Raw genomic sequence first — 11,474 nt, forward strand, 5'->3', positions numbered from 1 at the left:
CCGATGTCTTGCCGCTGGTCCCGGTTACGGCGACCATCGTCCGAGGCTGCTTGCCGAAGAAGCGCGCTGCGCTCAGCGCCAATGCCAGACGGGGATCATCGACGGCAAGAACCGGGATCGACAGACCGGAGATTGTATTGCCTTTGGCCGCCACGATTGCGGCAGCGCCGCGGCCGGCGGCATCGGCGGCATAGGTCGAGCCATCAGCCTTGCTGCCGGCGAGCGCGAAAAAAACGACGCCCGGTCTTACCTGGCGGGAATCGGAGGAGAGACCGGTAACCTCCAGATCGGGGGAAGCTGTTCCCTCGACAGGCAGGATGCCGGCTAGATTTTTCAGATACATTGAGTCCCGTTCACCGCAACAAAATAGCGCGCAGTTGCCGGCGCGCCCCAAGAATCACTGATAGGAAACCAGCGTTGCACCATTTTCATGGCTGAAATCTGGCTTCACGCCAAGCATCGAAGCCGCACGCCTGATGATGTTGCCTGCCATGATGCCGGCATTCGAGGCGGCGGTGGCGCCCATGCCGGGCTTTTCCGGCTTCGGCTCATCGGCGATGGTCAGCACGATATATTGCGGATCGTCCATCGGAAAGGCGGCGACGAAGGCGTTGAAATTCTTCTCTTTCGAATAACGGCCGTTAACGACCTTTTCCGCCGTGCCCGTCTTGCCGCCGACGCGGTAACCCGGAACCCTGGCGCTCTTGCCCGAGCCTTTCTCGGCGTTGAGTGCGTAGAGATAGCGCATCCCTTCCACCGTTGTGTCCTTGACCACCCTTTTGGCCACCTCCATCGCCTGCTCGGCCGTGCGCGGCAGAAAAGTCGGCTCGATCAAATAGCCACTCATCAATGCGGCGCAGCCGACGGCAGTCTGCAGGGGCGTTGTCGAGACGCCATGGCCGAAGGCGATGGTGATCGAATTGACCTGCTTCCATACTTTCGGTTCGGTCGGGCGCGCCACTTCCGGCAATTCCGTCTGCATCTTTTCGAGCACGCCTAGCCGATGCAGGAACTCGCGATGCCCTTCGATGCCGACAGCCTCGGCTTCTTTGGCCGAGCCGATGTTGGACGAATAGATGAACACTTCGGGCACCGAAAGCACACGGCCTTTGCTGTGGAAGTCATGGATGGTCTGGCGGCCGATCCTGATCGGGCGCGACGCATCGAAGCGACTCTCCAGCGTCACCTTGCCGGAATCGAGCGCCATGCCGGTGGTGAAGCTCTTGAAGGTCGAGCCCATCTCGTAGAGCCCGGCCGACATACGGTTCAGCCGGTCCTTTTCCTGAGCATTGTAGGGATTGTTGGGGTCGAAATCCGGCACCGACGCCATGGCCAGCACTTCGCCGGTCTTGATATTGAGGACCACCGCGCCGGCCGCGATCGCGTGGAACCGCTCCATGCCGGTCGCCACCTCGTCGCGCACCACATGCTGGACGCGCAGGTCGATCGACAGCTTCACCGGCTTCAGGTCCCTGGCCACCGCCAGTCCTGACGCCTGCAGATCGGTCAGGCCCTGGTCGTCGATGTACTTCTCCATACCGGAGATGCCCTGATTGTCGATGTTGGTGAGCCCGACAATGTAGGATGACGTTTCGCCGCTCGGATAGAAGCGGCGCTTTTCGGTGCGGAAACCGAGACCCGGGATGCCGAGCGCCATGATGTCGGCCTGCTGCTTCGGCGTCAGCTGCCGCTGCAGCCAGACGAAGCCGGCGCCGCTCTTCAGCTTGTGATAGGTCTGCTCGTAGTCAATCTCGGGAAGCACGGTCGAGAGCTTCTCGATCGCCTCGTCGGCGTCGACGATACGGCGCGGCTCGGCGAACAGCGACGCCGTCTTGATGTCGGTCGCCAGCACCTCGCCGTTGCGGTCGACGATGTCCGGCCGCGATGCAGTGACGCGGCTCTGCGGACCACCCGAATTGTCCGGATTCTGCAGGCCGAGATAGACCAGTCGGCCGGCAATCGTCGAATAGATGGTGAAGAACACCGCCATCGTCATGACGATGCGGGTCTTGGCCTTGCCGCCGGTTGCCTTGCGGGCGGCGTCGACGACGATCGAGCCGTCCTCAGCTGCCTTGCTTCGGCGCTTCAGCAGGTTGCCGATCCCTGGAAGCCTGCTGATCATTGCACGGTGCTCCCGGTCACCACCGGATCCTTGCCGTCCGACGGCCCTTTGCCCGAATTGTCGGCCATGCCGCCGAGCGGCTGCGACGACAGGTCCTCGATATTGAGCGGCTTCATCGGCACGTCGTCGAGCCCGCCGATTTGGTGGGCGTTGAGCGGCTCGAGCCCGAGCTGCGACTTGTAGATTTCGGCAAGCTTCTGCAGCCGCGCCGGCTGGGTGAGCAGGCTCCAGTCCGCCTTGAGAAGATCGATTGTGTCTTCCTCGTAGCGGATCTGCGCCTGCAGCTTCTGCACCGCCGCCAGCTGGTCCTCGGCCTCGCGCTTGGTCTTGTAGGTCAATGCCGCCGCCGAGACCATTACGGCGATCAGGACTATATCGCTGGTGCGAAACACGTGCTTACCTCTCCCCCGGCCGCTCGACGGCGGGAAGCTTTGGAAGGCCGAAAATCGAAGAGTCACCGGCGCGCGCAGGCGCGCCGGTGCGGATTGCCGCGCGCAGCCTCGCCGAGCGCGCCCGCGGATTGCCGGCGATCTCGGCCTCTCCCGGCGTCACCCCGCCGCCGGATTTGCGGAAGGTCGCCAGCCGCGCCGGCGCGTCCGGCATATGACGCGATCCGCTGGCCGCATCGGCGCGATCGGCGATGAAGCGCTTGACAATGCGATCCTCCAGCGAATGAAAGGTCACGACGGCGAGCCTGCCGCCCGGCTTCAGCACCCGCTCGGCGGCGAACAGCGCGCTCGCCAACTCGCCGAGCTCGTCATTGACGAAGATGCGCAGCGCCTGGAAGACGCGGGTGGCGGGATGGATCTTGTCCTTCGGCGCGCGGCCGACATGGGTGGCGATGGCGTCGGCAAGATCGAGCGTGCGCTCGAAGGGCCGCTTCTCGCGCCGGGCCTCGATCATGCGGGCGATGCGGCCGGCATGCCGCTCTTCGCCGAGAAAGCCGAAGATGCGGGCAAGGTCGCCCGCCTTGAAGGTGTTCACGACGTCGGCGGCGCTCAGGCCAGCCTGCGCCATGCGCATGTCGAGCGGTCCGTCGGCGCGAAAGGAAAAGCCGCGCCCGGCCTGGTCGAGCTGCATCGACGAGACGCCGATGTCGAGCACGACGCCGTCGGCGCTTTCGACATGCTTGTCCAGGGTCGAGAACGGCTCCTGAACGAGCTTCAGCCTGCCGCCGGCCTGCTGTTCCAGAGCCTTGCCCGCGGCGATCGCATCCGGATCGCGGTCGATGGCCACGACCGAGGCGCCGCGCTCGAGGATGGCGGTGGTGTAGCCGCCGGCGCCGAACGTGCCGTCGACGATCGTCTCGCCCGCCTTGGGATCAAGCGCCTCCAGCACTTCGGCAAGGAGGACCGGAATGTGACGGACCAGTCCGCCAACGGCGTGAGGATCATCGCCGTGGCCAGTCATCATTCCGGTCGCTCCCCGGGCTTCGTCCCCTGCCGAAGCTGCAAAAGCCTGGCTCGAGCCTGCGCCCCATAGGCGGCAAGCCGGCCCGGCTCCCAGATCTGGAAGAAATTGCCGCGGCCGACAAAGGCCACCTCGTTCGAGATGCCCGTGTGCTCGCGGATGAAATCGGTCATCGTGATGCGGCCGTCCTGGTCGAGTTTCAGGAACGTCCCGTCGCCATGGCAGAAGAAGGACATATCGTCCGCCGTCTGCAGGAAGGGATCTTCCAGCGCGATCCGCTGCTCGTAGCGGTCGAGCAGATCGAGCCCGCCGACGTCCATCGCCGGAAGGTCGAGGCAGCGTAGCGCATAGAGTTCCGCATAGCCACGTTTCTGCACGACCGAACGGAAATGCGCCGGAACGGATACCCGCCCCTTCGCATCGATCCTGTTTATTGCGTTTGACAGAAATCGGTCCACTACGCCTTACAGCCGCTGTCGCCGCCGCACCCCTGCCCATGTTTTTCTCCGCGCCGCCGCCGCGCATCGCCTCGCGACAAATCGCTTCATTCACCAAGGCGAAAACCGGCAAACGCGCAGCCGCCGCGACTGCCCGATTGGCGTACGCTTCACCCTGACGCGGAACGAAAGCTTGATGGGAATGGGATATCATGGGGTAATGTGGGCGTCAACGGGAAGAGGCATCACAAACACGCATGCCACAACCTAAAAGCGCAGGCTCGCGGCACGTCTCGTCTTTATCGTCCATTAAGCCTAACGAAGCGTTTAGAAGGCTCTGGCCCAAAAGGACGCGGCTTGCCGCGAAGGGCCGCCACGCCTAGCGTTCGGACGTCAGTTCAGCGAAGGAATGCGCCCAATGTCCGAAACCGCGAAGTCACGCGCCGCGACACTTGCCCATCTGCGCAGCGGCGATTTAGCCAAGGGCGATCCCATCCCTTTGCCGCTGACAATGGCCTCGATCTTTCATTCGCCGGGCGACGCGACGGGCTTCGATCAATACGGCCGCTTCAGCAATCCGACATGGCACGCGGTCGAGCATGCGCTTGGTCATCTCGAAGATGCGCAGTGCGTCGCCTTTCCGTCGGGCATGGCGGCGATTTCGGCAACGTTCTTTGCGCTGGTCAAATCTGGCGACCGCATCCTCTTGCCCTCGGACGGCTACCACACGACGCGGGCTCTGGCGGAGCATTTCCTGAAACCGCTCGGCATCGCCTATGACGTGAGGCCGACATCGAGCATGCTCGACGGCGGCTTCGCCGGCTACCGGCTGGTCTTCGTCGAAACCCCCTCGAACCCAAGGCTGGATATCTGCGACATCGCCGCCGTCGCCAAGACCGCCCACGAACAAGGTGCGCTCCTCATCGTCGACAACACGACGATGACGCCCTTCGGCCAGCGCCCGCTCGACCTTGGCGCCGACATCGTGGTCTCGGCCGACACCAAGGCGATCAACGGTCACTCGGATGTGCTGTTCGGCCATGTCGCCAGCCGCGATCCGGATATTATCGCCAAGGTCAGGGACTGGCGAGAAACCGCCGGCGGCATTCCCGGGCCGTTCGAGGCCTGGCTCGTGCATCGCGGCCTTGAAACACTTGAGGTGCGGTACGATCGCATGTGCTCCTCGGCGGAAACGATCGCCCGCCGGCTCAAGGGGCATCGCGCCGTGAGCGGCTTGCGCTTTCCAGGCCTTGAGGGCGACCCCTCGCACAATCTGGCGCGTGCCCAGATGGAGCGCTTCGGCTTTCTCATCTCGTTCGAACTGGCTTCGGAAGAGAAGGCCGAGGATTTCATCAACAACTGCGCGCTGATTGAATCGGCGACCTCGTTTGGTGGCGTCCATACATCGGCCGAGCGGCGATCGAAGCGCGGCGATGCCGTGCCGCCCGGCTTCGTGCGGCTGGCCGTCGGCTGCGAGCCGGTGGAAGAGCTCTGGCAGGCGATCGAGGCGTCTTTGGACGGCTTGGCGGCTGAGCGGCTCGGAGCGCTGTAGAGGAAAATGCCAGCTGGCCTGTAAGCCGGGTTCTGTATGGCCCCCACGCCTTGCGGCGCGGGAACGTGGCGGCCATTCATCTTGGGCGCATGTCGCCATGCGCCTCACGCAACCTACCCGGGCGGTGGGCCGGAAACAGCCCTCGAAGGTTTCCCTTCGCACCGCCCCTATTCGGTCTTGCTCCCGGTGGGGTTTGCCGTGCCGCTTCTGTTGCCAGTCGCGCGGTGGGCTCTTACCCCACCCTTTCACCCTTGCCGCGGCAAATGCCGCGGCGGTTTGCTTTCTGTGGCACTTTCCCTGGGGTCTCCCCCGCCGGCCGTTAGCCGGCACCGTGTCTCCATGGAGCCCGGACTTTCCTCACCCGCAGCCTTTCGGCTCTTGCGGGCGCGGCCGCCCGGCCAGCTGACAAGGGCGTATAAAGGGATTCGCGCCTGAAAACGCAACAAAAAAGGCAACTGTCCCGCTTAGACAGGCGAACCGAGCGCTGCCATCTGCACCTTCACCTTGCTGCAATAGGCGGCCGAAATCGGATTCATCCGCGTCGCCCCATGGCCGGCATTGTATTTGAGGATGGTACCGCAGGTGGTGCCGCCACCTAGCCCCTGCGCCATGGCGAGGTACTTCATGCCGTATTTGATGTTGGTGTCGGGATCGAACAGTCCCTTGACCGAACCGGTATAGCCCATCATCCGGGCCGTCGCCGGCTTGATCTGCATCAGGCCGATCTCGCCGGCGCCGCCGACCATGTTGGGCCGGAAGTTGCTCTCGATCGTGATGACGGCCTTGGCCAGCGACACCGGCACGCCGTAGCTTGCCGCATAGCGGGCGATGATCGCCGAATATTGGCCGTCGCCAGTTGCCGAAGAAGACAAGGCGGGCTTTTCAGGACGGATGGAAGCTGTCGCGGTCAGGTTGATGGTTTGCCTGCTGCGCTTTGCGTAGCGTTTGACTCTTGATTTCGCGGACCGCGCTGCGGCGGCTTTCTGCACCTTCGCCGGGGCAGCTCTCTTGGTCGTCGAAGTCTTGGCGCTTGGCGCAGCCTTGGGCTTTGAGGCGGTCGCAGCAAACCCATTGTCCGCCGCCCGGAGGCTCAGGGGGGCGCTGTTCGCTGGGCTGAAGGCAAAAGTCATCACTCCGGCAGCAACGGCTGCCGCTACAACGGTCAATCTTTGCATGTATTCCTGTTCTGTTAGAACCGCGCGAAGAATTCACGCGGCGAGGCCAATCCAACACCGGAGCATCTTGAAGGGATAGATGCCCGACAACTTGCGGGAGATGCGTTTGGAGACCGAATTGGCGCCAATAAAGGCGAGGCAATTCACTTTGTATGACAAATTGTAATTTAGTCAGCTTGACCGGCTATTTGGAAGAGGCTGCCTTTACCGCAGCCAGCAGCCTTTGGAGCGTGCTGATCGTCGAACCGTCCGCCACGCCGTCGACGAGCCGCCGTCGAAAATGCCGCTGAAACGCCGCCACCACGATTTCCGTCTGGCGGTCGAAGACACCCGATATCTCGGCGCTGTAGCCGTAAAGCGCCAGCATCGACTGCAGGGCTTCCACGTCAGCACCTGCGTCGCCCGCCCTCAGCGCCGCGCCCATCTTGATCGGGGCCGCGGGAACGAGATGACCGACGCCGGCCGCAAAGAGCGCCTTCCAGGGAAACTTCTCGCCCGGGTCGACCTTGCGTCCCGGCGCCACATCGGAATGCGCAAGCACCCTTTGCGGTGGAATGGAATGCCGGTCAGCGATCCCCACGCACAAATCGATCACGGCCTTGATCTGCCGCTTCGGGAAGGTTTTGTAGCCCAGCGAATGCCCGGGGTTGACGATCTCGATGCCGACAGAGCAGGAGTTGATGTCGGTGCACCCGAACCATGAACTCTTGCCGGCATGCCAGGCGCGGTCGCTTTCGCGCACCATTTGCACGATGCGGCCGTCCTCATGGACAAGATAATGCGAGGATACCTCGCTTGCCGGATCGCACAGCCAGGCCTCGGCGCCGGGCCCCGTCGGCATGCCGGTATAGTGCAGCACGATCATGTCGGGCCTGAGTGTCTCGCGTCGCGGACCGAAATTCGGCGATAGCCTGACCTCGGCACCCGGCTGGTCGGGCAAGAAACCGCTCATACGTGCCTGAGGCCCCGTTCGATCATCTCATAGGCGGCATTGATCGCAGCGACCCTTGTCGTGGCGATCTTGATGAATTCCTGCGGCAGGCCGCGCGCGATCAGCCGGTCGGGATGGTTGTCGGAGATCAGCTTGCGATAACGCTTCCTGACCTCCTCGAATGGCTTCCCGCGTTCGACGCCGAGAACCACATAGGGATCGGCGGCGCCCAGATTGACGTGGCGCGCCAGGATCGCCTGGTAATGCGCCTCATCGATCTGAAAAATCTCGGCGATGCGATGCAGGAATTGCCCTTCCCTCTCGTGAACCAGGCCATCCGCCTTGGCGATGTGGAACAGCCCGTCGAGTATGTCTTCCAGCATCTTGCAATTCGCATGACCGGAACCGCAAAGCTGCGACATGCGCTGGGCGTAGATTTCAAATCCGGCAACATCGCGCTTGGCGAGGTCATAGAGGCGCGCCACATTGCGCGTTTCGCTCGGCGGCACCTCAAAGATTTCCTGGAAGGCCCTCACCTCGTCCTGGGTGACGATGCCGTCGGCCTTCGCCATCTTGGCCGAAAGCGCGATCATCGCCACCGAGAAGGCCACGCGCCGGCGTAGATCCGGGTCGCCCGAGTACACGGTCCGCACGGCTTCGACGACATCGCCGACGCCCGAGGACGCCGACGACGAAACACGAGCGATGAAGTCGCCGAGGCGGTCCCAAATCGACATGCGGCTTCTTAGTGCGAACCGGGCACCGCTATCAAGCCGGGACGATGCCGCAGGTCGATCGACTTGGGGGACAGTCCCGCCAAAAGGAAGGCCGGCACAGGGGCCGGCCTTCCTGATTTCAGTGGATGAACTTCTACTGCGCGGGCGCAGCAGGAGGTGTTGCCGGAGCCGGTTCAGCAGGCTTCGAAGGGTCAGGGGTAGCCGGCTTCATTGGCTGTTCGTTGGCCGGCGGGTTGGTGCTCTGCGTGGTGGTGTTGTCGGTGCTGCTGTCGCTGCAAGCCGCGACCCCCAGCAGGGCGAGCGCCGAAACAGACGCCAGAATAAGCTTCTTCATGGTATCTCTCCTTCAGCAAACGCTCACGTTTCGGTGAACGTCGCAGAGGAAATGCAGAAATCTGACCTGGGTTTCGTAACGTTGCGTTTCCATGTGTAACACCAAGCGCATGGTTGCCGGGGCCAAAACGGCGAACTAACAGAACGGGTTGTCGCAGGTAACGGATAAGCAGCATGCAGGACGCCGCAGCCAACAACAAATGGGATTTCTGGATCGACCGGGGCGGGACCTTCACCGACATCATCGGCCGCGATCCGCAAGGCCGACTGCATCCCCGCAAGCTTTTGTCGGAGAACCCTGAGGCCTATGCCGATGCCGCTATCCAGGGCATCCGCGAACTGCTTGGACTGAAAACCGGCTCCGCCATCCCCGCGGAGCGCATCGGCGACATAAAAATGGGCACCACTGTCGCTACCAACGCGCTGCTGGAGCGCAAGGGCGACCGCGTGCTGCTGCTCATCACCAGGGGTTTTCGCGACGCGCTGCGCATCGCCTATCAGGCGCGGCCGGATATTTTCGCCAAGGAGATCATCCTGCCCGAACAGCTCTATGAGCGGGTGGTAGAGATCGACGAGCGCGTGCGCGTGGACGGGTCCGTCGAGCGCCAGCTCGACATCGCCGCCTGCCGCCCGGCCATCGAGCAGGCCAAGGCCGACGGCATCGACGCGGTAGCCATCGTCTTGATGCACGCCTGGAAATATCCCGACCATGAAAAGGCAGTCGCGAAAGTCTGTCGCAAGATCGGCTTCAGCCAGATATCGGTCAGCCACGAGGTCTCGCCGCTCATCAAGCTGGTCGGTCGTGGCGACACCACGGTGGTTGACGCCTATCTGTCGCCGATCCTGTCACGCTACGTGCAAAGGGTGGCGGGAGAATTGGGCGCCGGCCCGCGGCTGATGTTCATGATGTCATCGGGCGGGTTGACCGCCGCCGACATGTTCCAGGGCAAGGATGCGCTGCTTTCCGGCCCGGCCGGCGGCGTCGTCGGCATGGTCGAGACGGCGAAGCTCGCCGGCTTCGACAAGGTCGTCGGCTTCGACATGGGCGGCACCTCGACCGACGTCGCCCATTATGACGGCGGATACGAGCGCGCCTTCGACACTGAAGTCGCCGGCGTTCGCATCCGCGCGCCGATGATGCGTATTCATACGGTCGCGGCCGGCGGTGGCTCGATCCTGCATTACGAGGCCGGTCGCTTCCGCGTCGGCCCGGACTCCGCCGGCGCCAATCCCGGCCCGGCCGCTTATCGACGCGGCGGCCCGCTCGCCGTCACCGACGCCAATGTCATGCTCGGTAAGCTGCAGCCCGACGTCTTCCCGGCGATCTTCGGCCCCGGTCAAGACCAGCCGCTCGACGTCGCCGCCGTGCGCGAAAAATTCGCGGCTTTAGCCGCCGAGATCGGCGATGAACGCTCGCCCGAAGCGATGGCCGAGGGTTTCGTCACCATCGCCGTCGAGAACATGGCCAACGCCATCAAGAAGATTTCGGTGCAGCGCGGTTACGATGTCACTGAATATCTCTTGAACTGTTTCGGTGGCGCCGGCGGCCAGCATGCCTGCCTCGTCGCCGATGCGCTCGGCATGGAAGCGGTGCTTATCCACCCCTTCTCCGGCTTGCTTTCGGCTTACGGCATCGGGCTGTCGACGGTTTTCGCCTCGCGCCAGCAGGCGTTGCTGAAGCCGCTCGCCGAAGAGTCCCGCTCCTCGATCGAGGACCTGATTGCGACCTTGCACCAGGGCGTCATCGCCGAGCTTGCAGTGCAAGGCATTGCGCAAGACGCCATCGCCTCAAAGCCGGTCCTGCAGATCCGTTATGACGGCACCGACACAACTTTGCCGGTCAACTTCGAGCACGGCTCGATTTTGCGCGCCAGGAGCGATTTCGAGGCCGCGCACAAGGCGCAATTCGGCTTCGTCTACGAAGACAAGCCGATGATCGTCGAGGCAGTCGGCGTCGAAGGCAGCGATGTCGGGACCGCCGGCCGCGACGAAAGTGAATCAGGGCTCGAAGACCAAGTGGCAAGCCCCTGGCAGTCCCGGCAATTCTTCGCCGACGGAGCCTGGCGCGATGCCGGCATCTTCCGGCGCGAGGATTTGAAGCCCGGTCACAAGGTGGCAGGCCCCGCGCTCGTCATCGAGCCGAACCAGACCATCGTCGTCGAGCCGGGCTGGCAGGCCGAGATCACGGCCAGGAACCACGTGCTGCTGCGGCGTATAGAGAAAAAGGCGCGGCAGGCGGCGCTCGGCACCGAAGCCAATCCGGTGATGCTCGAGGTCTTCAACAACCTTTTCATGTCGATCGCCGAGCAGATGGGCGTCACGCTGCAGAACACCGCCTATTCCGTCAACATCAAGGAGCGGCTCGATTTTTCCTGCGCCGTGTTCGACCGCCATGGCGCGCTGGTCGCCAACGCGCCGCACATGCCGGTGCATCTGGGGTCCATGGACCGCTCGGTCGAAACCGTCATCCGCCTGAATTCGGGTGATATCCATCCCGGCGACGTTTTTGCTCTCAACGCGCCCTACAATGGCGGCACGCATCTGCCCGACATCACCGTGGTGACGCCGGTGTTCGACGACGCGCGCACGGAAATCCTGTTCTGGGCGGCCTCGCGCGGCCACCATGCCGATGTCGGCGGCACCGCGCCGGGCTCGATGACGCCTTTGGCCACAACCGTCGACGAGGAAGGCGTGCTGTTCGACAATTTCCGCATCGTCGATCGCGGCCGCTTCCGCGAGGAGGAGCTCGAGGCGCTCCTCACCGACCATCCCTATCC

11 protein-coding genes and 1 other RNA gene are annotated in these 11,474 nt (G+C 63.5%); 2 read left to right on the plus strand and 10 right to left on the minus strand.

What is annotated here, in order from left to right; all coding sequences use genetic code 11:
* The 5 genes from EOA75_RS20175 to mraZ form a co-directional block, all read right to left on the minus strand.
* The coding region (locus EOA75_RS20175; protein WP_245466689.1) for a Mur ligase domain-containing protein at positions 1–343 on the minus strand (343 nt) is incomplete at its 3' end.
* A gap of 54 nt (positions 344–397) precedes the next feature.
* Positions 398–2,122: a penicillin-binding protein 2 gene (locus tag EOA75_RS20180; RefSeq protein ID WP_066990727.1), complete on the minus strand. Its 1,725-nt coding sequence runs from the start codon at positions 2,120–2,122 to the stop codon at positions 398–400.
* The gene (locus tag EOA75_RS20185) at positions 2,119–2,514 is read right to left on the minus strand and encodes a hypothetical protein (RefSeq protein WP_066990723.1); all 396 of its coding nucleotides are present in this window, start codon (positions 2,512–2,514) and stop codon (positions 2,119–2,121) included. The genes EOA75_RS20180 and EOA75_RS20185 overlap by 4 nt, the downstream gene beginning before the upstream one ends.
* Positions 2,515–2,518: 4 nt before the next feature.
* Positions 2,519–3,535, minus strand: coding sequence for a 16S rRNA (cytosine(1402)-N(4))-methyltransferase RsmH (gene rsmH, locus EOA75_RS20190; RefSeq protein ID WP_127217079.1), 1,017 nt, complete (start codon positions 3,533–3,535; stop codon positions 2,519–2,521).
* A complete protein-coding gene (mraZ, locus tag EOA75_RS20195; RefSeq protein ID WP_127324983.1) occupies positions 3,532–3,990 on the minus strand; it encodes a division/cell wall cluster transcriptional repressor MraZ in 459 nt (152 codons plus the stop codon). The genes rsmH and mraZ overlap by 4 nt, the downstream gene beginning before the upstream one ends.
* Before the next feature lie 397 nt (positions 3,991–4,387).
* Here mraZ and EOA75_RS20200 point away from each other — a divergent pair, with 397 nt between their 5' ends.
* Complete coding sequence (locus tag EOA75_RS20200) at positions 4,388–5,521, plus strand: cystathionine gamma-lyase (RefSeq protein ID WP_127324984.1); 1,134 nt, start codon at positions 4,388–4,390, stop codon at positions 5,519–5,521.
* Positions 5,522–5,526: 5 nt separating this feature from the next.
* On the opposite strand, the gene rnpB is transcribed toward EOA75_RS20200, so the two are convergent.
* The 5 genes from rnpB to EOA75_RS20225 form a co-directional block, all read right to left on the minus strand.
* Positions 5,527–5,927: RNase P RNA component class A (gene rnpB, locus EOA75_RS20205), an RNA gene on the minus strand.
* A gap of 58 nt (positions 5,928–5,985) precedes the next feature.
* Positions 5,986–6,696: a transglycosylase SLT domain-containing protein gene (locus EOA75_RS20210; RefSeq protein ID WP_127324985.1), complete on the minus strand. Its 711-nt coding sequence runs from the start codon at positions 6,694–6,696 to the stop codon at positions 5,986–5,988.
* Between the two features lie 184 nt (positions 6,697–6,880).
* Entirely contained in the window at positions 6,881–7,648 is a 768-nt protein-coding gene (locus tag EOA75_RS20215; protein ID WP_127324986.1) for an N-acetylmuramoyl-L-alanine amidase, read from the minus strand.
* Positions 7,645–8,364, minus strand: a complete 720-nt coding sequence (locus EOA75_RS20220) for a DnaJ family molecular chaperone (protein ID WP_127324987.1) — start codon at positions 8,362–8,364, stop codon at positions 7,645–7,647. Before EOA75_RS20220 ends, EOA75_RS20215 begins: the two co-directional genes overlap by 4 nt.
* Before the next feature lie 133 nt (positions 8,365–8,497).
* Positions 8,498–8,698 carry a hypothetical protein gene (locus EOA75_RS20225; RefSeq protein WP_082954075.1) on the minus strand — a complete coding sequence of 67 codons (201 nt, stop codon included), beginning with the start codon at positions 8,696–8,698 and terminating at the stop codon, positions 8,498–8,500.
* Between the two features lie 173 nt (positions 8,699–8,871).
* Between EOA75_RS20225 and EOA75_RS20230 the strand changes: the two genes are divergently transcribed.
* A partial coding sequence (locus EOA75_RS20230) for a hydantoinase/oxoprolinase family protein (RefSeq protein WP_127324988.1) occupies positions 8,872–11,474 on the plus strand: 2,603 nt, incomplete at its 3' end.

Source organism: Mesorhizobium sp. M1A.F.Ca.IN.022.07.1.1, from assembly GCF_003997575.1.
Classification (GTDB): Bacteria; Pseudomonadota; Alphaproteobacteria; order Rhizobiales; family Rhizobiaceae; genus Mesorhizobium.

Coding starts and splice junctions, on each gene's coding strand:
- EOA75_RS20180 (WP_066990727.1), bottom strand. CDS start 2,122: ATGATCAGCAGGCTTCCAGGGATCGGCAACCTGCTGAAGCGCCGAAGC.
- rsmH (WP_127217079.1), bottom strand. CDS start 3,535: ATGATGACTGGCCACGGCGATGATCCTCACGCCGTTGGCGGACTGGTC.
- EOA75_RS20200 (WP_127324984.1), top strand. CDS start 4,388: ATGTCCGAAACCGCGAAGTCACGCGCCGCGACACTTGCCCATCTGCGC.
- EOA75_RS20210 (WP_127324985.1), bottom strand. CDS start 6,696: ATGCAAAGATTGACCGTTGTAGCGGCAGCCGTTGCTGCCGGAGTGATG.
- EOA75_RS20215 (WP_127324986.1), bottom strand. CDS start 7,648: ATGAGCGGTTTCTTGCCCGACCAGCCGGGTGCCGAGGTCAGGCTATCG.
- EOA75_RS20220 (WP_127324987.1), bottom strand. CDS start 8,364: ATGTCGATTTGGGACCGCCTCGGCGACTTCATCGCTCGTGTTTCGTCG.
- EOA75_RS20225 (WP_082954075.1), bottom strand. CDS start 8,698: ATGAAGAAGCTTATTCTGGCGTCTGTTTCGGCGCTCGCCCTGCTGGGG.